Source organism: Hyunsoonleella aquatilis, from assembly GCF_014270105.1.
GTDB classification, from domain to species: Bacteria; Bacteroidota; Bacteroidia; order Flavobacteriales; family Flavobacteriaceae; genus Jejuia; species Jejuia aquatilis.
In genome coordinates, this window is record NZ_JACNMF010000003.1 from 63,107 (window position 1) to 85,826 (window position 22,720).

A 22,720-nucleotide genomic window follows, 5' to 3' on the forward strand; every position below is an offset into this window, starting at 1 on the left:
GCAATTAAATTGGTTTTATTCTCATAATGCCTTAATATTTTAGTGTAAAATGGTTCTTAAACACCCTGCCATCCTGGAGGGTTACAAAGAACCAATAGTCGTCGGTTGGCAATCTCAAACCATTCAGTGTACCGTCCCAACCGGTGCCAAGTGGATCTAGTTGTTTTACCAATTTACCGTACCTATTATAAATTTTAACCTTGGTATTAGGCTGGAACATTTCAGAAACACCTAAAACATTCCAAGTATCGCTAGATCCGTCGTTATTTGGTGTGAAATACTTTGGAAAACCTATTATGGAGACATCGTCCGATACTGTACCGCAATTGTTTTTCACATCTCTCACATAAACCGTATAAATACCGGGTTTTATATTAACGAATGTATCGCTGTTTTGGTATGGTGCCACCATGTTGCCGTCGCTATCTTCCAGCTGAAATTGATAGGTGCCATCTCCCGAAACGATAACTGCGACAGGAATATTGTTGTAAGTATTGTTATCGTTAAAATCAAAGCCTTCAATTTTGGCGATATTTGATGGTTCAACTTCAATAGTTTTTACTTTGGAACATCCGGTGATTTTATCTATTACATTTGCTTGGTAGGTTCCTGTTTGGTTCACTATAATTGTTGGGCTTTGTGAGATAAGCGTTCCTGTATTATCTGTCCATTCATATCTGAAATTAGAAATATCCGATGTGAATACTCCGGCTTCCAAAGTGATTGGTTCTGGGAAAAAATTAGTGCAGTAGTAGGCCGTGGTACTTGCACTATCGATCTCCGGAAGAGGGTAAACCGTTAATTTGATTTCGCCAATGCCGTAACAGTTATTCTCGTTTTCAACCCTTGCATAAACAGTTTGGCTATAGGCAGTTGTATTGGTATATTGTTCTGGCAACTTATTTCGTTCAAGTAATGCATCATTATAGCTTACATAAAAAGCAATACTTGCACTGGCTGGCGCCCCACCCAAAATAGTGGTATTTGCATTGGACAGAGTAAATTCGCGAAAGCCGTCTTCCACGCCATCATCATCGCAAGTTGTCAGTTCTTCGTTTAAAACACTTGTTAGGCTCACAGCTAGGGTTAATTCTGAAGTGTTGCTGCAGGTGGTATCTGTATTTATGACTTCAACATAAATTATTTGTGGATTGGTAGCATTTTGAAAATCGTTGGGGATTGAAATCCTATTTGTTTTTGAGGCATCCCTGTAAAAATTGACAGACAGGTTTGGCTCACTTGCCGTAAAAATTTCAATAGCTTTATTAAGATTAAAACGAGTTATTCCGTCGTTTGGCTGTGCGTCCTCGTCACATTGGAGTAATGTGTAGTCTGTGGTAACAGGTTTTGGTTTAAACTGCATTAAAGCTTGCCCTTCAAGTCCGTTACACTTTTCTCCATCAATTTCAATGATTACTTCATATATCCCCGATTCGTTGACGGATAAGGTGGTTGTATCATTGGGAAGATCTAAATTGTCCTTGCTCCAAAAGTAAACGGCTCCATCTATGTCCGGAGCCCGCAATGTATATGAGTCGCCTTCACATAAACTAAGTGAATTTGAGGAAGATCCATTTTGGATAATATCAATTTTTTCATTGAAAAATGAAGTAAGAAAAGGGGGAAGGCCTTGAGTGGAGCGATTTGGGGACAACTCAATCCCATTATGGTCGTAATTGCAAGCCTGTCCTCTCTGGTTGGGATTATGTATGACTGCCAAATATGGAATCCCAAAATTATAGGTAGCGGCTAAAGCACGATAAATTTTTCCGTTTGGTCCTAACTGAAGTGAGCCTCTATAAAGCTGACGCTCATCTATGGCAAATTCTGATGCTTGGATATCAGCTTCCGTAACATCAAATTGAGTTAAAGTGGACCTGTGGTTGGTCGGGTCGTTATTTGCCAATGGGATGTTCAGATTGTTGTAGTTGTTGGAGGAATGGACATAAAGGAATTGGTTGTTTGGCGAAAATTCCACTCCATATGGAAAACTGTTCAAGCCAGAAATATTTAGTTGCAGCTGATTACTTACAATTCCCGTGGTGGCGTCAAAATCATAGAGTAATAGTCTGTTGTTGCCCGGTGGATCAATGGTATTATTGGTCACATTGGCTACTGCCATTTTTGTTCCATCCGGCGAGAGCTTTAAATTGCCTCTGGCATCAAATACACTTAGACTACTAAATGTCGATTTAACCGGGGTTGCACTAACGCCAACGTTGCTTACCTCAAAAGCGTGGTACGTATTAAAACCTGCCTCTATTCCATTCTCTGAGGAAAAAGCAATTACCCAAAGGGATTCGGTCTCACAATCTTTTAAAACGGCAGTCAATTTTTCTGAACAAGTACCTAAAAGGTTGATGTTTTTCGTAGTAACTTCTCCACGGCCTTCGTCTCTTCTCATGTCAACTTCAGAGTAATTTAGGCCATAATTAAACCCGTCAAGTTCATTGTCCACAGTAAATACGTAATACGAATCTGGATGGCTTGGTTTCGGAACTATTATTGCCGATTGGGTACTGGAGGCGTCCCCAAACAGGTCTGTGCCTCCCATCATGACATCGTGTTCCTTATTCCAAATGGTAGAGCCGTCGGTGTAAAAAAGCAAATTGCCAAAATTATCAGAAATTGAGGCACAGCCTTCATTTGTAAAAAGGTTTCCGTCGTTCAATGAAGTGGCCACTCCAGTAAAAGGATCAAAACTTACGCCCCCGCCGTATCCAAAATACCAATTGGAGGCTTCACCTTGTGCATAAACACTAGCGTTTACGACAAATAGAATCACTAAAAGGGCAATTTTTTTCATCTTTTCATAGCAATGCCATCAAAGATATTATAAATCGCGCTTTTTTAATAATCTATACGATAAAAAGATGAATAGTCCTGTCCAAGCTAAAACGATTAAGATTTCATGGAAGTGCACTCCGTAATCGTGAATAAACTCTTGGTTGTTTGGAGCCTTCATTGAGGCTATGCGCAATGCGGGCCAGTCAATCAACTTGTACATGGACTTTAAAGGGAAAAGGTTGTGTATGCCCGTGGCTATATCGTCATTGGTAAATTTGTAAATTATGGCATATATAATCCACTCCAATATGAAAAGGATGAATAAAAAGGCCAACGCAAAAGCTGACCGTTTTACTAACATTCCAAGCAATAAGCACAAGCTGAAAAATCCAATCAGTTTGACAAAGTAAGCCAAAAGAAACTCAGTGTCAGCAAATATGATGTTAAACTCGTTGTAACTAGAATAATAAAGGCCTATGGCCATAGTCAATATAAAAATTATGGCAGTTGAGACCAAGGAGAAGAATATGATAGTGTAAAACTTGGAAAGAATAAATTCTTTTTTGCTCAAGCCGTCAATTAAATTTTGTTTGATGGTTTTGTTGCTGTATTCATTGCCAATCATACTAACCACTACAATAGCGAAAAATAGCTTGAAGTGTGCCGCAAAATAGGTTACTAAATGCCAAATCAATGGAAAATTGAAAACGCCCCATTCCCCAAGTTCTATGGTAAAATAGCCGAAAAAAGGTATTTTTAAAGAGGATAAAAAGATTATAAAAAGCGGTAAGATAAACGAGATGAAAATAAGTACTTTACTCGTTTTATTGAGCATTAGTTTTTGCAATTCTAGCTTCAGCAGTCGTAACATTTCTATGGGGTTATTGGTTGTCGGTTAGTTGTAAAAATTGCTCCTCAAGGCTTTCTTTGCGCTGCACTAAATGTGTCAGAATTATGCCTTTTTCGAAAAGCAATTTGTTGAATTCGTCCGAAGGTAGCGGTTCATTTAAAAAAGCGGTAATCAATTCGCCTTCTACCTTTATCTTTCCAAAGGATGTATTGTTATTTAAAAAATCAAGAAGTTCTTGGCTATTTTTGCATTTCAATTCAAAGAAACCGTGACTTGAAATCATTTCGTCTACACGGCCTGAATACAACTTTTCACCTTTTCGCAGTACGACAACATGAGTGCATACTTTTTCAACTTCGTCTAAAAGGTGTGAAGCCAATAATATGGTAGTGCCTTGATTGGCAATATCCTTTATGATTTGTCGGATTTGATGGATGCCCTGAGGGTCTAAACCATTTGTAGGCTCATCCAAAATCAAAATTTCAGGGTCGTTTAAAAGGGCGGAGGCAATGGCCAATCGCTGTTTCATTCCCAATGAAAAGGTTTTGAATTTACTGTCCTTTCTGCCCAAAAGACCAACGACCTCAAGCTTTTCCTCAATTTTAGAATAATCAACTTCCTTTATTCTGCAAACCAATTTCAGGTTTTCAAATGCTGTCATGTATGGGTAGAAGTTGGGGCGCTCGATAATAGCGCCTACTTTTTTAAGGGCATCATGCGTTGTGGTATTGCCATCAAACCACTTAAAATCTCCCGAGGTTTTATTCACTACATTTAGTACTACGCCCAGGGTAGTGGATTTACCGCTTCCGTTAGGCCCTAAAATCCCATAAACATTGCCTTTGTTGATGGTAAAGGATAAATCTTGTACTGCAGTTAAATATCCAAATTTTTTTGTCAGGTTGTTGATTGTTAAAATAGGTTCCAAGCGAAAAAGTTTTTTACCGAAAAGTGTCCGGCTATTGATTAGTTTATACTTATGACGAGATGTTGCATATTTTGTTACATAAAATCCCTTAAATTTGAGCAATCAAACTATTATGGAAGACTTAAAAATATCAAAGCGAAAACCATCGTATCCAATTTCTGCTAAGCTAAATAAATACCTGTCGGAATACAACAGGATTACAAAAACCCCAATTTTTTATGATGATTTGTTGCGGTTTCAAGGGGCCATTGAGGTGTATGATAAGGATGATAACGATACCCTTTGGATTCGCGTGTACTACAGTGAGTTTGATCGGGAGGAAATCGATTTGGCCTTGAAAAAAGTGTATGCTTATCTGCATTCTGATGGCAACGAGAGCATTTTCCCGTTTTTAAGTGTGGATGCCATTGACTACTGCACTTTTGGGAATTCTAAGCCTTTTCGAATAAAGATTAGGAATATTATGAACGATAACTATACCTATTTCTATGTGAAAACGGCAGATGCTTCTCGTATTTATGGATTGGAGCTAGAGCATATGCTTTCCCCCTATAATTTGAATTTTTTGGTGAACAATACCACCTTGATTGAAGAGCATATTGTGGGTATTCCGGGAGATGTGTTTATAAAAGATATGTTGCCCAATTGCACAAAAAGGGAAAAGTCTCAAATAGCAAAGGAGTTTGTAAAATTTAATGAGCGATGCATGATTCGATTACTTGGAGATATGCGATCTTACAATTATGTGATTGTGCCCACGCATGATTTTGACAATGTGGTGTACAGGATTCGAGCTATTGATTTTGACCAACAGTCGTACGAAGGGAAGTTTAATATTTACCGCCCACAATTTTTTAAGGAAAATACTAAAATGGTTGAAATGGTGTCTGAAAGTATTCAAAAACTATCCATTGACCAATATAAAATTGAGGAGCGCTCCATATTGGTTAAGCGTTTAAAAAGTTTTAATGATAGAATTAATGAACTCCTAAAATGCATGATGAAAGATGTGATTTCCACGGATGAAAATGTGGACTTGCTAAAGGAAAAAATATTTGAGTATACTTACGACAGCAAGTTTAAGAAGTGTAAAAATATGGGAGAAATCCTCGAAGAGGCTTTGGCGTATCTAGTACATAATTATGAAAATGTAAACCCTTTAAATTTAAGGCGTTAAATAAGTTTAATTCCAGTTTTCATCGAAGTCAAGATTGTTGTAGTCTTCAACATCCAGACCATCATCGAATTCATCAAAATCGTTATCTTCGGCTTCAAAAATCCGCTCCGGTGCACTATCTGGAACTTGCCCTTGCACGAACATTAAATTTGGATAATCGAATCCTTCTGCCTCATCTACAATTTCAGCCAATTCAACATAAAACGTCCACATACTTAAAAAGTCGTAAATATAGATTAGCTTGGTCTGGGCTTCGTGCACCACATCATTAATTGCAGTTTCGTTCATCAACCGTGCTGAACCATCTTCACTCAAATCGAAAAGCGAAATTTCCTCACCTTGGTCCCATTGGTCGTTACTAACATAAAACGAAGCCATTTCACTGCCGTCAAAACCAAAAGATTGTGTTATGATGTTATGCAAATCCTCCAAGGTATCGGTCTCCCGAATTTCTAAATCCCGAAACACATCTTCTTCGGTATCGTTGTCCAAAATCACTCGAAATCTGTAAATCATTTCAGTTAAATATTGGGTACAAAGATAACTTTATTTTTTTGGTTTTCTGGATTTGCTGGCCTTTGCCAAGGGGTTAAATTTTAAGCATAAATCTAGCCAATAAGTGAGCGTTTCTTCGGAGTCGAAACCCTCGGGCGCAACAAAAATATAACCTTTCATGGGTCGGCCTGTAAAATCCATTGGGAGGCATTCGGGTTTTTCAAGTTCTTTTTCGTAGGCGTCCAATCCAATGCGTGCCATTAATAGGCTATCGCCATATTTTTTATCAATATGAATCCCGCATAACATTTTGTTGTCTACTTTAAAACAAAGGCCTCCCATCATTTTAAACTCGGAAAACCCAGTATGCTTTTCTTTCAATTGCCGTCTAATGCGGTCTGCCAGAAATTCGTCGTAGGCCATGATTTTAGCTTTTAAATTTATCCACTAATTTTCTAAAGGTATTATACAAAAATGCATTCGTTTTTGCATAATAAAACGAAATAAAACAAACAACAAGTATAAAACAAATTGCGCCTATAATGGCCTCCGTTGGGTTGAGGGATTTTCGCAAATACCGGCTCAGCCCATAGCCCGTATAGCTGCCGTAAATGATAATAAAATGAATGACATAAATGGACAGCGTTTTTTGGCCGATACTTGTGATGATGGATTGTTTCATAAAACGTTCAAGAGTATAAAATAGGGCGAAAATCACCAAAACATTTCCAAATCTTGTAAACAGATAATTGTAGTTTGCCGAGGCATATAACAATTCAAAATCCGTTAAGCGATACAATTTCACTAAAACCAATGAAGAATAATTTATCAATAAGAGTCCAATAATAAAAAATGAGGCAATCGTCAGTAATTTAAATCGTGGCCTGTGCACGTGCCTAAAAAATACCGTGGCCAACCAAGCGCCAAATGCGGTATAGCCAAACCAAGGTAGAATGGTAAAGATTGAACCATTTTCTTTGGTAATATAGTTGGCAAGAAGTTTGGGCGCGCCTGAAAGTGATAGCTCCCTGTAAAGTGGCTCGGTTAAAAAACAAGCGATTCCGATAATGGCCAACACAATTGACAGTACATACGAATGTTTTTTCAACAGCATATGCAAAAACACCAAAATGATAAGGGACAGCCCGATACATTGCAACACATCTACGGCAAGAAACCTTAAGTTAAAATCGCCATTGAGCCAATTAAGTATATTGATGCGCAAACTGTAGCCAATCGCAATAAGCAGCAAACCCCGATACAGTCCTTTTTTAATCCGAGGTTTGTCGTCGCCTTTGGTGTAAGCCCGCAACAACAAATACATAAAAACCAACCCAGAAATGGTAAAAAAGGTTGGCGCGGTAATCCCACGAAAATAAGACCAAATGGCATATGCCGTGTTCTCAGGATCCCTAAAAATGGGGTCGATCAAGGTATCTATAAAATGCCCTTGGAGCATCATCAATATGGCAAAAGCTCGAACGGCATCAATAAAATACAAGCGGTTAGTGTGCAAAGAAAATGGTTTAGTCTAGCTAAAGATACTTCTAAATATCGGAATCCAAAATGAAGTAAAATGATATATTTATAAAATAATATCCGTTTATGTTGCAGTTTTTAGAGCAATTCCTCAGTGATTTTTCATCCTTTGTGTGGGGATTGCCTTTGCTGATACTCTTAACCGGGGGCGGTTTATACCTGTTGGTGCTTTCAAGGTTTTTGCCTTTTCGATATCTGGGGCATGCGATTGCTGTTTTGCGTGGTAAATACGACAACCCCGATGACCCTGGCCAGATTTCCCATTTTCAGGCTCTGACTACTGCTTTATCCGCCACGGTAGGGATGGGGAATATTGCCGGTGTGGCAGTGGCTATTTCCATTGGTGGACCGGGAGCGGTGTTTTGGTTGTGGGTGAGTGCGGTTATCGGGATGTCCACTAAATTTTATACGTCGGCATTGTCCATTATGTTTCGCGGTAAGGATAGTGCAGGGGAGCTTCAGGGAGGCCCAATGTATTTCATTGTTGAAGGATTGGGAAAAGCATGGAAACCTCTGGCAATATGGTTTAGCGTAAGTGGCTTGGTGGGGGCCCTGCCAGTATTCAATGTCAATCAATTAACGCAGGCAATAAATGATATTCTACTGGAACCAAACGGAGTGAAGGTGACGCTTTTTTCAAATTTATATATAGGATTGTTTTTAGTGTTCATCACGGGAATAGTTACCCTAGGAGGATTAAAACGCATAAGCAAAACTGCTTCCAAATTGGTGCCGGCAATGGTCGTTTTGTATTTTTTGGCGGTACTAATTATTTTAATGACAAACATTGAGAGTGTACCAAAATATTTGGTTTTAATTGTTACCGATGCCTTTAATGCCGATAACTTTCTAGGCGATTCCTTTTTAGGAGGTACATTGGGCGGATTGATTCTATTGGGCATACGCAGAGGGGCATTTTCCAATGAAGCGGGAATAGGTACGGCACCAATGGCACACGGCGCAGCCAAAACCAACGAGCCCGTCCGGGAAGGCTTAGTGGCTATGATGGGGCCGGCCATAGACACATTGGTCGTCTGTACCCTTACGGCCTTGGCTATTTTGGTAACAGGAGTTTGGCAATCCACGGATGCCAATGGCGTCAGTTTGACCGCATCGGCATTTGCCAATGCTATTCCAGGTTTTGGGCAGTATATTTTGCTATTGTGTATTGCAGTATTTAGTATTTCCTCCTTGTTTTCCTATGCTTATTATGGATCAAAATGCATGGGCTTCCTCTTTGGAGCTGATAAAAAACCGTATTACAATTATATTTACATTGTGAGTATCATTTTGGGAGCCACCACTACATTGAGTATGATGATTAATCTCATCGATGGTTTTTTTGCCCTGATGGCCTTCCCAACCATGTTGGCCACTCTAATTTTGGCACCCAAAGTGACCAAAGAAATTAAACGTTACATCAAACAAATGCAATAAATATGCAAACAAAACAAAGGGCGAAGGCCTATTGGAAAGAAAATATTAAGTATGTGCTTCTTCTGCTATTAATTTGGTTTTTGGTTTCTTTTGGAGCTGGAATTCTTTTTAAGGACGCATTGAACACCATTAAAATAGGCGGTTTTAAATTAGGGTTTTGGTTTGCCCAGCAAGGGTCTATGTACGTTTTCGTTATTCTAATTTTTATATACGTTCGAATTATGAACAAGCTCGATAAAAAATATGGATATGATGCATAGTTTGTTATTAGCAGAGAACATAAGTGTCCAAAATTGGACTTATATCTTGGTGGGTTTGACTTTTGCCATATATATCGGAATCGCTATTTGGTCTAGGGCGGCGTCCACTAAAGAGTTTTACGTAGCCGGTGGGGGCGTATCCCCTTTGGCAAATGGCATGGCCACGGCTGCGGATTGGATGAGTGCTGCATCGTTTATTTCTATGGCAGGAATCATTTCCTTTGCAGGCTATGATGGGGCAGTGTATCTAATGGGTTGGACAGGGGGTTATGTACTTCTGGCATTGCTTTTAGCACCTTATCTACGAAAATTCGGAAAGTTTACCGTACCTGATTTTATTGGTGACAGGTATTATTCCAAGGTGGCACGCTTTGTTGCGGTGTTATGCGCCTTGTTGGTGTCGTTTACCTACGTGGCTGGGCAGATGCGCGGTGTGGGTATTGTGTTTTCAAGGTTTTTGGAAGTTGATATTGATACAGGGGTGATTATCGGGATGCTGATCGTGCTGTTTTACGCTGTTTTGGGTGGCATGAAAGGTATCACCTATACGCAAGTAGCGCAGTATTGTGTGTTGATTTTCGCCTTTATGGTGCCAGCGATTTTTATTTCGATACAAATGACGGGAAACCCCATACCGCAGTTGGGTTTTGGTGATACCCTGACGGATGGATCGGGTGCCTATCTTTTGGACAAATTAGATGGTTTGAGTACAGAGTTGGGTTTTGATGAATACACCGAAGGTTCAAAATCCATGATTGATGTATTCGCCATAACCTTGGCATTAATGATCGGGACGGCGGGTTTGCCACACGTTATCGTTCGATTCTTTACCGTGAAGCGGGTAAAAGATGCCCGGAAGTCAGCGGGCATAGCATTGTTGCTTATCGTGATTTTATACACCACAGCTCCTGCAGTGGCTGCTTTTGCAAGGACAAATTTAATTGAAACGGTTTCCGATCAGCCTTATGTGACTGTACCGGAATGGTTTAAAAAATGGGAGGAAACCAAGCTCATCAGTTTTACGGATAAGAATACTGATGGCAAAATTCAATATGTAAAGGGTAATGCTTATTTGAAGAACGAGGACGGAAAAGTAGATTTCACAAAACCAGATTCCCGAACAAAAAATGAACTTTATGTGGATAGGGATATTATGGTGTTGGCCAACCCAGAAATCGCAAAGTTGCCCAATTGGGTGATTGCCCTTGTGGCTGCTGGTGGTTTGGCAGCGGCTCTATCGACTGCAGCCGGCTTGCTACTGGTAATTTCATCATCGGTGTCCCACGATTTGATAAAGAAAATGATCAAGCCTTCCATTTCGGAGCAAGGCGAATTGGTAGCCGCCCGTATTTCTGCTATTGGGGCGGTTTGTGTGGCGGGCTATTTTGGCATACATCCCCCGGGGTTTGTGGCAGCGGTTGTGGCCTTGGCCTTTGGATTGGCGGCAGCCTCATTTTTTCCGGCCATCATTTTAGGGATTTTTTACAAACGGATGAACAAAGAGGGGGCTATTGCGGGTATGGTGGTTGGTATTACTGCCATGATGCTTTATATGATAAAATACAAGTTGGGCTGGTTTGATGACACCCTTCCCGATAAGAGCGAATGGTGGTTTGGCATTTCGCCCGAAGGATTCGGTACAATAGCCATGTTCTTAAATTTTATGGTATCGATCGTAATTATGAAATTTACGCCTGCGCCTCCAAAAGATGTTCAGGAAATAGTTGAGAATATTAGAATTCCGAGTGGTGCGGGAGAGGCCACGCATTAGCTTTTAAGAACGGACTTTGGGGCAGGCCCGCGTTAGGGATTGAGGCAATTGTTGGAGCTCCTCGGAGAGAGCGACTGCCGAAAGCCCGACCCCGAGTACTCGGGGTAACGCCCAAATATTGAATAAAATCTCACCTCAAAATTACTTGAATTTAGTATTTTAGACATCCAAAAAATAAATCATCAGACTGCATGAGTAATTACCATATAAAACATTTAGAGGAATATTATCAAGTGTATAGAAAATCGGTGCGCGAGCCGGAAAACTTTTGGCAGGAAATAGCCGAAGAGCATTTTGTTTGGTATAGAAAGTGGGATAACGTTTTAAGTTGGGATTTTACAAAACCCGAAGTAAAATGGTTTGAAGGGGCAAAATTGAATATTACGGTGAATTGTATCGACAGGCATTTGATTGCGAATGGCGATAAAACAGCGATTTTGTTTGAGCCGAACGACCCAAAAGCTAAAGCTGAACATATTACTTACAGGCAGTTGCACCAGCGCGTATGCCAGTTTGCCAATGTTTTAAAGTCCAAAGGCATCTCAAAAGGGGATAGGGTTTGTATTTATTTGCCGATGATTCCGGAACTGGCGATTGCGACTTTGGCTTGCGCCAGAATTGGTGCGATACATTCAGTGGTTTTCGCTGGGTTTTCTTCTACTGCTTTGGCGACTCGAATAAATGATAGCGATTGTAAAATGGTGATTACCAGCGACGGCTCTTATCGAGGTGCAAAGACGATCGACTTAAAAGGTATCGTGGATGATGCGCTGGAGGATTGCCCATGTGTCGAAACTGTTTTGGTTGCCAAAAGGATAAACTCCGATATTGGAATGAAAGAGGGACGGGATGAATGGTTACAACCTCTTTTGGATAATGCTGATTATAACTGCGATCCAGAATTAATGGATGCCGAAGATCCTTTATTCATTTTATACACTTCAGGTTCTACGGGTATGCCAAAAGGAATGGTGCATTCCACGGCGGGCTATATGGTCTATACGGCCTATACTTTTAAGAATGTGTTTCAGTATAAAGAAAATGATATTTACTGGTGTACCGCCGATATTGGTTGGATTACAGGCCATAGCTATATTGTGTATGGCCCATTGGCCAATGGAGCTACCACCGTAATGTTTGAGGGTGTGCCAAGCTATCCTGATTTTGGTCGTTTTTGGGAGATTGTTGAAAAGCACAAAATCAATCAGTTTTATACCGCACCTACGGCAATTAGGGCGTTGGCAAAGGAAGGTCTGGAGCTAGTGGAGAAATACGATTTGTCTTCTTTGAAAGTTTTAGGGTCGGTTGGGGAACCTATTAATGAAGAAGCTTGGCACTGGTACAATGACAACATTGGCAAAAAACAAAGCCCAATTGTGGACACTTGGTGGCAAACCGAAACTGGTGGTATAATGATTACGCCAATACCGTTTGCAACGCCGACGAAACCTACCTATGCTACATTACCTTTTCCTGGGATTCAGCCCGCCTTAATGGATGAGGAGGGAAAGGAGCTTAAAGAAAATCAAGTATCAGGGCGTTTGTGTATAAAATTCCCATGGCCGTCTATGGCGAGAACGATTTGGGGTAATCATCAGCGCTATAAAGACACCTATTTTTCCGCATTTGAAAACAAGTATTTTACAGGTGATGGTGCCTTACGTGATGAGGTAGGCTATTATCGCATTACTGGTCGTGTGGATGATGTTATTATAGTCTCAGGACATAATTTGGGAACCGCACCTATTGAAGATGCAGTGAACGAACATCCTGCGGTGGCCGAAAGTGCCATTGTTGGCTTTCCGCACGATATTAAAGGGAACGCCCTTTATGGCTATGTAATTTTAAAAGATGTTGGCGAAACCCGAGACCAAAATAATTTGCGAAAGGAAATCAATCAAATTATTACGGAGCATGTTGGCCCTATCGCAAAACTGGACAAGATCCAATTTACCAAAGGATTGCCAAAAACACGTTCGGGGAAAATCATGCGACGTATTTTGCGAAAAATAGCATGTGACGAAACCAGTAACCTAGGTGATACAAGTACTTTGCTGAATCCTGAAGTGGTCCAGGATATTATGGACAATGCCTTGTAGCTTGCTATATCATCTTAAAATCCAGTAAAAGTTCACCTTCAATGGATGCTTGTAAATGGTCGCCTTTATAAATTAAACCAGTACCCGACGCGGGTGTACCCGTAAAGATCAAGTCGCCCTCATTAAGGGTCATGAAGCTGGAAACATGAGAGATAATTTCGGCAAAATTATAGATCATTAAAGAAGTGTTTCCTGTTTGCTTGACTTCACCATTTATTTTTAAATCAAAATTGATATCATTTAGGTTTGGAAAATCCGAAATCGGTTTAAAGCCCGAAATAGGGGAGGCGCCATCAAAACCTTTTGCTAGTGCCCATGGCCATTTTTGTTCTCTGTAGGCCTTTAAAATATCCGTTGCCGTATAGTCAATACCGACTGCAATCTCGCTAATGAAATTCGGTGCATCAGCTACCGAAACGTCTTTGCACGTTTTTCCGATTTTGGCCGCCAATTCAACTTCATAAACTATTTCCTTGGTAATCGTGGGGTAAACCACATTTTTGTTCCCAGTAACCAAAGTGCTGTCGGCCTTGAGGAATATGAGTTGTGACCCTGTTTTTAGCCCAGGGATCTCGGAAGGATCATTCACGTAGTTTTTGCCTATGCCTATTATTTTCATAAAAATGAAATGTTTTGTTAAGAAGGTATAAATTTACCAAATATGCTTTGATTTTAATGATGATTTAGTAAAAACTATGTATTTCGAAATGTTTGCTTTGCACCCTTAATAACAGGAGAAACAAAACTCACAACCATAAATTTTATTGAAGGCAGACAGTAAAGGATGATCGTTAATTATAAGTTTCAGATATTAGGCGAGTTCGTATAGAATTTGAAAGAAAAATCAAAGACTATATTTGTAATGCGAAGTTGCTATTTGTCAAATAAAGTTGTTCACATTAACCTGGGAAATAATATTATCCGTGGATGATTTTGGGATCTTAACAGGTAAATAATTTTGAGTATATTTTTGGCAAATACGATTAGTGTTTGAATGATTTGAGGTAAAATAGTAAGCGAATTCGTTTTTAAGGATATATTTCAATGTTTAAAATATATGGCAAAATAGCAACTACTTTGTTATTCTATGTTGCAACTCAATTAATTGTAGCGCAAGAGACAGAGCGCTATTTAGAGTATCTTGAAAATGCAATGAATGACATAGACATTGCAACAAAAAAATCTCAAGAGTTTCTAGATTCTATACCTCGCCCTTTAGAAGATCATATTAAAGGACAGATTGATGAATATCACATAATTCAAGGGCTAATACATTGCGCAAACAATAATGACATTAAAGCTGTTCAAAGCTTTAGTAAAGCATTGAGCTATGCTGAAAAAGAGAATGATCATTTCAACGCCGGTTATGCCTATATACAGCTTTATAGAGTTTTATATGATCCAACAGTAGACAATGCTCTAGCTTTACGTTATTTGGATAAGGCTAAAAAATGTTTCAAGGCTTGCAATAATACTATTTGGCTATATGAAATAGAACTTATAGAAGCCTATATGACATATTTAGAGGGTAAATTGGTAGAATCCATAAATATGATAGTGCCAAATTTGGATGATTATAAAAAAGTCTTGCATGAGGATGCTTATATATATATGGATGCCACATCGCAATTAGCAATATGCTATTTAGATGTTGACAGCATTGCTAAAGCTCGAAATTATTTTAGCGAATTTAAAACTACGGTTAAGAGCCCCAGTGCTCCGACATTTAATTATAATAGCTTTAATGCTTGCGTAAACATGAAATTCGCAAGCCATTTTTTAGAAAAAAAGCAAATAGATTCATGTAAGCATTATTTATCCAAAACAAGGCGTCAATTAGCTTATCTGGACAAAACTTATGTGATCAAATATTATAATTTATGCGCCAATTTAAATAAAAGTATGGGAAATTTTAAGATAGCTGATGTTTATTTGGATTCAATCATAGGATATGAAGATAAGATGTTAAATAAACACTTGGTTGCTACAACTGATATTAGCCAGTCTATTAGAGTTTCAGAAGAAAAATTGAACTTGGAGCGAAATAAAAGAAGACACAATGTGATTATAGTTCTGATATTGCTAGTAATTGTGATACTCTTAAGTTTACTGTGTTTTGTTGTATATCGAAACCAAAAGAAAAAATTACTTAAAGTTTCTAGTGAGGTTGATACTTTGTCTTACATGAAATCTAATAGTGAACAACTTGCTGTTAAGGTTCAGGGGCTGGAAGAGTATATCAATAACCTTAAAAAAGAGGTTAAGACAATTTCGGTTATTGAGTGTATTGATAAGCAAAAAACAAAAATAAAAGAGTTGTATAAGAATCTGCATATTAATTCTGCCATTGTGTTGGATAAAAGTGACCAGCATCTTGAACTGATTAATGACTTGAATATAGGCTTTTTTAGAAAAATTGATAAAATTTACCCAGATTTAAATAAGTCTGAAGTTATTATCTGCTACTACATAACAATGGGCTTCTCAAATAAGGAGATAGCAATGTTTCTTAATACGACCATTAGGGCGGTTGAAAGTAGGCGTTATAGAATTTCAAAGAAAATTTATTTTGACCGAGAGAGTACTACGCTTTTAAAACATCTGCAACTTACCTTCAAGGATACCATACTTGAAAAAGTGGAAGTAAATTGAAATTAGATGTAAAAGATGGGAATTATTTCAAAGTTGAGTAATAAGTGCGTAGTAATTTATATCGAAAAACTCACCTATTTTTAGATATTTGTTGCATTGTTATTATCGATTGAATAATTTCTAGGTAATTTAAAAATCTTGTTTTATAGGGTTGATTAAAACACTTCGTAAATATATCTAAGGTTGGTTGGATGTTAATTTGTTTTAATTAAGAAACAAGATTTTTTTAGGGATTAATTTAATTGCTAGGCAGCAAAATTTGTTGCTAAGTTGAAGTTTAGTAAAGGAGTCCTTTTAGGGCTCCTTTTTTATGTTGTTAAGAATCGATTAAAGGGGAATATTCCCGTGTTTTCGTTTTGGTCTATTGACCTCCTTGTTTTTTAGAGAGGCAAAAGCCTTTATCAATTTTCTTCGTGTATTTTTTGGTAGAATGACTTCGTCAATAAACCCGCGTTTGGCCGCACGGTAGGGATTTGCAAATTTTTGGGCATATTCAGCCTCTTTTTCGGCAAGTTTTTCCTCTGGATTTTTGGAAGAGGCGATTTCCTTTCTAAAAATGATTTCACTAGCACCTTTGGCTCCCATAACTGCAATTTCGGCACCTGGCCATGCATAGTTAAAATCTGCCCCGATGTGCTTTGAGTTCATTACGTCATAGGCCCCACCATAGGCTTTTCTGGTAATCACCGTAATTCGAGGCACTGTGGCTTCGCTAAATGCATACAGTAATTTTGCGCCGTGCACAATGATACCGTTCCATTCCTGGTCTGTGCCTGGCAAAAACCCCGGAACATCAACCAAAACCAAAAGCGGGATATTGAAGCAATCACAAAACCGCGTAAAGCGTGCCCCTTTTCTGGAGCTATTAACTCCTAATACACCAGCAAAAGCCATAGGCTGATTCGCAACAATACCTATACTTCTGCCTCCCAATCTAGCAAAGCCGACAATGATGCTTTCAGCATAATCTTTATGAATTTCGTAAAACGAATCTTCATCAATAATACCTGAAATCACCTCATGCATATCGTAAGGCTTGTTTGGGTTGTCTGGCACAATATTCGATAATTCATCTCGAATTTCATCCTTTAAATTAAATTCAAAATGTTTAGGATTTTCCGTATTGTTTTGTGGCAAATAACTAAGTAGCTTTTTTACGTCTTCTAAACATTCGATGTCATTGGATGAAGTTCGGTGTGATACACCTGATTTAGAGGCATGTGTAAAAGCACCTCCTAATTCTTCGCTAGTAACTTCTTCATTGGTCACGGTTTTTACCACATTGGGTCCTGTAACGAACATGTAGCTTGTATGCTCTACCATGATGGTGAAATCAGTCATTGCCGGTGAATATACCGCACCACCGGCACAAGGCCCCATTACCGCAGAAATTTGTGGAATCACTCCGGAAGCCTGCACGTTGCGATAAAAAATATCGGCATAGCCTCCCAAAGAACGGACACCCTCTTGTATTCTGGCGCCACCGGAATCGTTGAGGCCAATAATTGGTGCACCGACTTTTACCGCTATATCCATGATTTTACAGATTTTCTCGGCATGGGTTTCAGACAAAGAGCCCCCAAAAACCGTAAAATCTTGTGCGTACACATACACTAATCGGCCGTCAATTGTACCGTAACCTGTTACCACACCATCACCATATATTATCTGGTCTTCCATGCCAAAATCTGTGGTGCGATGGGTGACCAGAGCACCAATTTCTTCAAAGGACCCCTCGTCCATTAAGTACTCGATACGCTCCCTTGCCGTTAGTTTTTTATTAGCATGCTGTTTGTCGATTCGTTTTTGGCCTCCACCTAATTTTGCAAGAGCCATGCGTTCGTTTAACGTATTGATTTTATCTTGTTTTGATTCCATAGTTTAATGATTGGGTAAGCGCAACATTTTTTGGTCCACCATATATTGTTTTAAGGCAATTAGCGCAGCAATTTTTGCTTCTTTTTCAGTATCTTCCCTTAAAGATTCGGGCGAATAATATTGTTTTACGAAGTGGGTGTCAAAGTTGCCTGATGTAAATGCTTCATGCTCGCAAACGAATTTTCCAAACGGCAGCGTGGTTTCTACACCTTCCACTTTATAATCAGTGATAGCCTTTTTCATCAACATGATGGCTTCCTCGCGAGATTTTCCAAATGTGATAAGTTTGGAGAGCATCGGGTCATAATAAATAGGGATATCCATACCTTCTTCATAGCCATTGTCCACCCTAATACCTTCGCCAACGGGAATTTGATAAACATCCAAATGCCCAACACTTGGAAGAAAATCGTTTAATGGGTCTTCAGCATAAACCCTTAGTTCTAAGGCGTGTCCCTGGATTTTCAAATCTTCTTGTTTGATATTTAGTTTTTCGCCTCGGGCCACTCGAATTTGAAGTTCTACCAAATCAACGCCTGCAATGATTTCGGTTACGGGATGCTCAACTTGCAATCGGGTGTTCATTTCTAAAAAGTAAAAATTGTGGTCGGCGTCCAACAAAAACTCAACCGTTCCTGCACCTAAATAATCGCAGGATTTTGCCACTTTTATGGCGGCTTGGCCCATTTTTTCCCTTAATTCTGGTGATAAAACTGAGGAGGGTGCTTCCTCCACCACCTTTTGATGCCGCCGCTGAATACTGCATTCGCGTTCAAAAAAGTGAAGAATATTGCCATGGCTATCCGCCATCACTTGAATTTCGATGTGACGAGGCGAACCCACATATTTTTCAATAAATACTGAGCCGTCCCCAAAAGCCGAAGTGGCTTCACTAATGGCACGATTCATTTGGGATTCCAGGTCCCTTTCTTTCTCAACAATACGCATCCCTTTGCCACCGCCCCCTGCCGAGGCTTTTATCAAAATAGGAAAACCTATGTCGTTCGCAATTTGTTTCGCTTTGGCTACATCTGTGATAGCCTCATCAATGCCAGGAACCATGGGGATATCATATTCTTTTACGGCTTCTTTGGCGGCCAATTTACTTCCCATAATTTTAATGGCTTTGGAACGTGGTCCAATGAAAACGACATCATTTTTTTCGCATAATTCAGCAAAATCGGCATTTTCACTTAAAAAACCATATCCTGGATGAATGCCATCAACATTTAAACTTTTAGCAACTTCAATAATCTTTTCACCTTTCAAATAGGATTGATTTGAGGGGGCTTCGCCAATGCAAACGGCTTCATCCGCAAATTTTACGTGGGGTGAATTTCTGTCAATTGTTGAAAATACCGCCACGGTTTTGATACCCATTTTTTTTGCGGTTTTCATTACGCGTATCGCTATTTCGCCACGATTGGCAACCAGTATTTTTTTCATGGCTTATTCAAATTCGATTAACAAATGGTTCTTTTCAACAGCATCTCCTTTTTGAGCTGAAATGGATTTTATCACCCCATCTCTAGGCGAGGTGATAACATTTTCCATTTTCATAGCTTCAAGTATAAGCAAAGCATCATCTTCCTTGACTTCCTGGCCTACATTGACACTGATTTCCAAAATCAGACCCGGCATAGGAGCTTTTATGGAGTCAATGTGTTTTGAGGAGCCTATATTGAAGCCCATTTCTTTTATAAGCAAGTCTAAATCATTGAATATGTCGACTTTGTAATTGTTATTATTCACTCTTACCTCATAGGTTTTGTCGTTGAAGTTGGCGCCAACAATAGAAGCTTTATAGGATGTATTATTATGAAGAATGTGGAACTCTGATTCTGAAGCCGATAGCACATCAAATTGGGATATATCATCGGTATTAATTTCAAAATCAAAAGCGTCGTTAACCTTAGTTTTGAAAACTTTGCCCATACATTTAAAAATTGATTTAGGTAAATATAGTTATTCTGATTCAGAACTTTTAACAATAATTTCGATTGTGGATAATTGATCGAATTTATTTAAACCATTGGAGTCAAGGAGCGAATTATATCATGTTATTATGAATTTGCGTTGGTAGATTTTTATAGGATTGTCCTAAACTTGATCACTTCTAACCGAAGCCTATATTTGTTGAAATTTTGAGAATATGATAATTTTAAATACTAAAATAAGTGTTGAATTATCATATTTTTATTAAATACATGATAATAATCATTTTATTTCAATTGACATGAATTTACATTTGCTGCATATTTTTAATCATTTAATTTTAATCTCATGGATACTAATAGTAAATTTTTTAGAAAGCTAATGATTTGTGTAATAGCAATAGGCTTTTCGGTTAACTATTCGCAAGGCCAAATATTGGGGCTTGAAAATAGTGCGTCTTCTTTGACGGTTTTTGGGACTTCTAATTTGCATGGTTGGAAAGTAGATGCCCAAACACAGCAAGGAGCCATAAACTTTGACAATCTACAGGCTTGTGATATTAATCATTTATCACTTACGGTACTTACCGAGGGTTTAAAAGGAGCAAAACCTGGAATGGTAGAAACCATATCAAAAACCTTAAAATCTGACAGGTATAAGTACATTTTGTTTACACTTACGAAAGTGGAGCACAGTACAATGAAAGATAACGGCGTTTTTGAAGTGCTGGCACAGGGAGATTTAACAATTGCCGGGACGAAGAAATCAGTTCCAATACGTTTTTACGTTACTATCGATAACAATAACGTAACACTTGAGGGCAAGGCCATATTGAAAATGACAGATTTTGATTTAACGCCACCGGAAGCTTTGATGGGAACCATTAAAGCTGAGGATAATATAATGTTAAGGTTTAAAACTAGGTTTACAGAATCTGCAGTTTTATAATTTATAGTTGAATAATCGAGAGCCTCTAGGAATTGGATTTTTAATGATATCCCGTTCTTGGAGGTTTTTTTATTGGTTCCATTTTAGACAGGCGATAGTTCTGCCTTTAAAGTCATATTTGTGAATTGGCCAAAAAAGAGTAATTTCAGTGTCATAATTTTTCCTTGGATATGAAAAAGTTTATTATCACAATTATGGCATTTGGCATTTTATTGCCTGCTTTAAGTTTTGGTCAGGTGGCCGAGATTCATATTGACACCCTAATCAGTGAGTTGGGGATTCGTGAATCGAAAGTGGCTAGCAAAGACATGGAAGGGTGGTCTCGACCTAAAAAAGTGACTTTTGGCTATGTCCCTCAGTCCGCAACAGGTATCGGGTCAAAAGCTTGGATTCTTGAGGTTGCTGATGGGGTCCCAATTGATTTTGTAAGCGACACGGATGACGTAGAAAAAAGTATTGCGGATAGCGATGTTTATATTGGGAGGTGTTCAGATGTCATATCGAAAGGTAAAAATCTGGATTATATACACATTACATCTGCAGGAATTGATAGATGCGCCTCCATCCCCGGGATAAAAACCTCCCATTGGATCGCTACCAATAATGCCAAGGTAAGTAGTGAAACCATTGCAGAGCATAGCATTGCGATGATGATGGCCTTAGCACGACGATTACCTATGTTTGACGGCTTAAAAACAAATTCTGATTGGAATCGTGGAAACGCGCCGGATGCACCAAAAGCAATCTCGTTAAAGGGCAAAACTCTTCTGGTTCTTGGGCTTGGGGGAATAGGGTCCCAGATCGCCAAAAGAGCGAACAGTCTTGGAATGAGGGTAATTGGGACTCGGAATTCGAGTAGGACGGGGCCGGATTATGTGGATTATGTGGGTTTAAGTGATGAAACTCAGGAATTAGCGAAACAGGCAGATATTGTTATAAATGCTTTACCTCTTACAGATAAAACAACAGGGATTGTTAGTACCGAGTTTTTTAATAATTTGAAAGAAGGAAGTTACTATCTTTCTGTTGGCCGTGGAAAAACTACCGATACCAATGCCTTGATAGATGCACTTAAAAGCGGAAAGTTGAGTGGGGCAGGGCTGGATGTTACGGATCCGGAACCATTACCGGAAGGCCATGAGCTGTGGGGAATGCCAAATGTGATAATTACGCAACATACCGCGGGAAGATCGGATTTGAGCAGGCGAAATGCATTGATGATTACCAGGGAGAACTTAAGACGCTATATTAGGGGCGAAAAGCTATTAAACATGGTGGATTTAGCTCGGGGCTATTAGCTTGTTTTTGTCTTTGAGGTGCACTTTCAATTGACAGTTTCAACTATTTTTTGAAGTACGAATTCATAGTAACTCTTGTTGGAAGCTACAAAATGATTGCTATTATCGCCTATGGTATCAATTAAATGTTGAAACCCATCAAAAGACACCAATTTAAAAGCTTCAACTTCGCCTTCTTGAGGAACAAGTTCTGAAACTGGGACTTTTAGTTCGGTGATAAAGGTATTATGGAATTCGTTGTCGGTTATACCGTTGTCGTAGCTTTGAAAGCATTCGAATATACCAATAGAAATTAAGTCTTTTTTTGAAACCGCAACTCCAATTTCTTCTTTCACCTCGCGAACGGCCCCTTCTTTTGGGGTTTCGCCAGCATCGATGTGGCCGGCTACTGAAACATCCCAAAGCAATGGACAAATTACCTTTTGTGCCGAACGTTGTGCCAGAAGGATTTCTTTTTTACTAGTGTAAAACCAAACGTGGGAGGTGTGATGGTAAAGTCCTTTTTTGTGAATGACGGATTTTAATTCACTTTTTCCCGTTAGCAAGCCTTCTTCTGTGGCCACGTCAATATATTCATCCATGATGTTGAATTGCAGTTGTGTATTTTCCTCAAAACTAGTTCAAATTTCAAAAAACAAAGACTTTTAGAAATGATTATTTAAAATA

The 22,720-nt window shown here is 39.0% G+C and carries 19 protein-coding genes; 8 read left to right on the forward strand and 11 right to left on the reverse strand.

Annotated features, from left to right (window positions below):
* Nucleotides 1-31: 31 nt before the first annotated feature.
* Genes H7U19_RS09220 through H7U19_RS09230 form a run of 3 tightly spaced genes read right to left on the reverse strand, consistent with a single transcriptional unit; the run spans nt 32 to nt 4,565 of the window.
* Nucleotides 32-2,806, reverse strand: coding sequence for a T9SS type B sorting domain-containing protein (locus tag H7U19_RS09220; protein WP_186561657.1), 2,775 nt, complete (start codon nt 2,804-2,806; stop codon nt 32-34).
* Nucleotides 2,807-2,833: 27 nt separating this feature from the next.
* Nucleotides 2,834-3,658: an ABC transporter permease gene (locus H7U19_RS09225; protein WP_186561658.1), complete on the reverse strand. Its 825-nt coding sequence runs from the start codon at nt 3,656-3,658 to the stop codon at nt 2,834-2,836.
* Between the two features lie 10 nt (nt 3,659-3,668).
* Nucleotides 3,669-4,565, reverse strand: a complete 897-nt coding sequence (locus tag H7U19_RS09230) for an ABC transporter ATP-binding protein (RefSeq protein WP_186561660.1) — start codon at nt 4,563-4,565, stop codon at nt 3,669-3,671.
* Between the two features lie 112 nt (nt 4,566-4,677).
* On the opposite strand from H7U19_RS09230, the gene H7U19_RS09235 reads away from it, so the two are divergent.
* Complete coding sequence (locus H7U19_RS09235; protein ID WP_186561662.1) at nt 4,678-5,742, forward strand: hypothetical protein; 1,065 nt, start codon at nt 4,678-4,680, stop codon at nt 5,740-5,742.
* Nucleotides 5,743-5,748: 6 nt separating this feature from the next.
* On the opposite strand, the gene H7U19_RS09240 is transcribed toward H7U19_RS09235, so the two are convergent.
* The 3 genes from H7U19_RS09240 to H7U19_RS09250 are packed head-to-tail and all read right to left on the reverse strand — an operon-like array spanning nt 5,749 to nt 7,753.
* On the reverse strand, nt 5,749-6,258 hold the full coding sequence (locus H7U19_RS09240; protein ID WP_186561664.1) for an IS1096 element passenger TnpR family protein: 510 nt from the start codon (nt 6,256-6,258) through the stop codon (nt 5,749-5,751).
* Between the two features lie 30 nt (nt 6,259-6,288).
* A complete protein-coding gene (locus tag H7U19_RS09245) occupies nt 6,289-6,660 on the reverse strand; it encodes a TfoX/Sxy family protein (protein ID WP_186561666.1) in 372 nt (123 codons plus the stop codon).
* A 4-nt stretch (nt 6,661-6,664) separates the two neighbouring features.
* Complete coding sequence (locus tag H7U19_RS09250; RefSeq protein WP_186561668.1) at nt 6,665-7,753, reverse strand: heparan-alpha-glucosaminide N-acetyltransferase domain-containing protein; 1,089 nt, start codon at nt 7,751-7,753, stop codon at nt 6,665-6,667.
* An 89-nt stretch (nt 7,754-7,842) separates the two neighbouring features.
* Here H7U19_RS09250 and H7U19_RS09255 point away from each other — a divergent pair, with 89 nt between their 5' ends.
* From H7U19_RS09255 to acs, 4 genes are all read left to right on the forward strand, one after another.
* Nucleotides 7,843-9,213 (forward strand): alanine/glycine:cation symporter family protein, encoded by a 1,371-nt coding sequence (locus H7U19_RS09255; RefSeq protein WP_425489556.1) that lies wholly within the window; start codon nt 7,843-7,845, stop codon nt 9,211-9,213.
* A gap of 2 nt (nt 9,214-9,215) precedes the next feature.
* Nucleotides 9,216-9,473, forward strand: a complete 258-nt coding sequence (locus H7U19_RS09260; protein WP_186561670.1) for a DUF4212 domain-containing protein — start codon at nt 9,216-9,218, stop codon at nt 9,471-9,473.
* A 19-nt stretch (nt 9,474-9,492) separates the two neighbouring features.
* Entirely contained in the window at nt 9,493-11,244 is a 1,752-nt protein-coding gene (locus H7U19_RS09265) for a VC_2705 family sodium/solute symporter (RefSeq protein ID WP_186562597.1), read from the forward strand.
* A gap of 191 nt (nt 11,245-11,435) precedes the next feature.
* Nucleotides 11,436-13,343 (forward strand): acetate--CoA ligase, encoded by a 1,908-nt coding sequence (gene acs, locus H7U19_RS09270; protein ID WP_186561672.1) that lies wholly within the window; start codon nt 11,436-11,438, stop codon nt 13,341-13,343.
* Between the two features lie 4 nt (nt 13,344-13,347).
* Here acs and H7U19_RS09275 read toward each other — a convergent pair whose 3' ends face one another.
* Complete coding sequence (locus H7U19_RS09275) at nt 13,348-13,962, reverse strand: fumarylacetoacetate hydrolase family protein (RefSeq protein WP_186561674.1); 615 nt, start codon at nt 13,960-13,962, stop codon at nt 13,348-13,350.
* A gap of 425 nt (nt 13,963-14,387) precedes the next feature.
* Between H7U19_RS09275 and H7U19_RS09280 the strand changes: the two genes are divergently transcribed.
* Nucleotides 14,388-15,995: a helix-turn-helix transcriptional regulator gene (locus H7U19_RS09280; RefSeq protein ID WP_186561676.1), complete on the forward strand. Its 1,608-nt coding sequence runs from the start codon at nt 14,388-14,390 to the stop codon at nt 15,993-15,995.
* A gap of 327 nt (nt 15,996-16,322) precedes the next feature.
* On the opposite strand, the gene H7U19_RS09285 is transcribed toward H7U19_RS09280, so the two are convergent.
* Genes H7U19_RS09285 through H7U19_RS09295 form a run of 3 tightly spaced genes read right to left on the reverse strand, consistent with a single transcriptional unit; the run spans nt 16,323 to nt 19,808 of the window.
* Nucleotides 16,323-17,873 (reverse strand): acyl-CoA carboxylase subunit beta, encoded by a 1,551-nt coding sequence (locus tag H7U19_RS09285; RefSeq protein ID WP_186561678.1) that lies wholly within the window; start codon nt 17,871-17,873, stop codon nt 16,323-16,325.
* A 3-nt stretch (nt 17,874-17,876) separates the two neighbouring features.
* Nucleotides 17,877-19,319: an acetyl-CoA carboxylase biotin carboxylase subunit gene (gene accC, locus H7U19_RS09290; RefSeq protein ID WP_186561680.1), complete on the reverse strand. Its 1,443-nt coding sequence runs from the start codon at nt 19,317-19,319 to the stop codon at nt 17,877-17,879.
* Between the two features lie 3 nt (nt 19,320-19,322).
* Nucleotides 19,323-19,808, reverse strand: a complete 486-nt coding sequence (locus H7U19_RS09295) for an acyl-CoA carboxylase biotin carboxyl carrier protein subunit (protein WP_186561682.1) — start codon at nt 19,806-19,808, stop codon at nt 19,323-19,325.
* Nucleotides 19,809-20,189: 381 nt separating this feature from the next.
* On the opposite strand from H7U19_RS09295, the gene H7U19_RS09300 reads away from it, so the two are divergent.
* Together H7U19_RS09300 and H7U19_RS09305 are read left to right on the forward strand one after the other, a co-directional pair.
* The gene (locus H7U19_RS09300) at nt 20,190-20,756 is read left to right on the forward strand and encodes a YceI family protein (protein WP_186561684.1); all 567 of its coding nucleotides are present in this window, start codon (nt 20,190-20,192) and stop codon (nt 20,754-20,756) included.
* 170 nt (nt 20,757-20,926) lie between these two features.
* A complete protein-coding gene (locus H7U19_RS09305) occupies nt 20,927-22,054 on the forward strand; it encodes a D-2-hydroxyacid dehydrogenase (protein WP_186561686.1) in 1,128 nt (375 codons plus the stop codon).
* A gap of 26 nt (nt 22,055-22,080) precedes the next feature.
* On the opposite strand, the gene H7U19_RS09310 is transcribed toward H7U19_RS09305, so the two are convergent.
* Nucleotides 22,081-22,635, reverse strand: a complete 555-nt coding sequence (locus H7U19_RS09310) for an NUDIX hydrolase (protein ID WP_186561688.1) — start codon at nt 22,633-22,635, stop codon at nt 22,081-22,083.
* Nucleotides 22,636-22,720: the final 85 nt, after the last annotated feature.

Excerpts from the sequence above, each read along its gene's own strand:
- H7U19_RS09240 (WP_186561664.1), bottom strand. The coding sequence starts at position 6,258 with ATGATTTACAGATTTCGAGTGATTTTGGACAACGATACCGAAGAAGAT.
- accC (WP_186561680.1), bottom strand. The coding sequence starts at position 19,319 with ATGAAAAAAATACTGGTTGCCAATCGTGGCGAAATAGCGATACGCGTA.
- H7U19_RS09255 (WP_425489556.1), top strand. The coding sequence starts at position 7,843 with ATGTTGCAGTTTTTAGAGCAATTCCTCAGTGATTTTTCATCCTTTGTG.
- acs (WP_186561672.1), top strand. The coding sequence starts at position 11,436 with ATGAGTAATTACCATATAAAACATTTAGAGGAATATTATCAAGTGTAT.
- H7U19_RS09235 (WP_186561662.1), top strand. The coding sequence starts at position 4,678 with ATGGAAGACTTAAAAATATCAAAGCGAAAACCATCGTATCCAATTTCT.
- H7U19_RS09245 (WP_186561666.1), bottom strand. The coding sequence starts at position 6,660 with ATGGCCTACGACGAATTTCTGGCAGACCGCATTAGACGGCAATTGAAA.
- H7U19_RS09300 (WP_186561684.1), top strand. The coding sequence starts at position 20,190 with ATGATTTGTGTAATAGCAATAGGCTTTTCGGTTAACTATTCGCAAGGC.
- H7U19_RS09295 (WP_186561682.1), bottom strand. The coding sequence starts at position 19,808 with ATGGGCAAAGTTTTCAAAACTAAGGTTAACGACGCTTTTGATTTTGAA.
- H7U19_RS09220 (WP_186561657.1), bottom strand. The coding sequence starts at position 2,806 with ATGAAAAAAATTGCCCTTTTAGTGATTCTATTTGTCGTAAACGCTAGT.
- H7U19_RS09260 (WP_186561670.1), top strand. The coding sequence starts at position 9,216 with ATGCAAACAAAACAAAGGGCGAAGGCCTATTGGAAAGAAAATATTAAG.
- H7U19_RS09275 (WP_186561674.1), bottom strand. The coding sequence starts at position 13,962 with ATGAAAATAATAGGCATAGGCAAAAACTACGTGAATGATCCTTCCGAG.
- H7U19_RS09310 (WP_186561688.1), bottom strand. The coding sequence starts at position 22,635 with ATGGATGAATATATTGACGTGGCCACAGAAGAAGGCTTGCTAACGGGA.
- H7U19_RS09225 (WP_186561658.1), bottom strand. The coding sequence starts at position 3,658 with ATGTTACGACTGCTGAAGCTAGAATTGCAAAAACTAATGCTCAATAAA.
- H7U19_RS09305 (WP_186561686.1), top strand. The coding sequence starts at position 20,927 with ATGAAAAAGTTTATTATCACAATTATGGCATTTGGCATTTTATTGCCT.
- H7U19_RS09280 (WP_186561676.1), top strand. The coding sequence starts at position 14,388 with ATGTTTAAAATATATGGCAAAATAGCAACTACTTTGTTATTCTATGTT.
- H7U19_RS09285 (WP_186561678.1), bottom strand. The coding sequence starts at position 17,873 with ATGGAATCAAAACAAGATAAAATCAATACGTTAAACGAACGCATGGCT.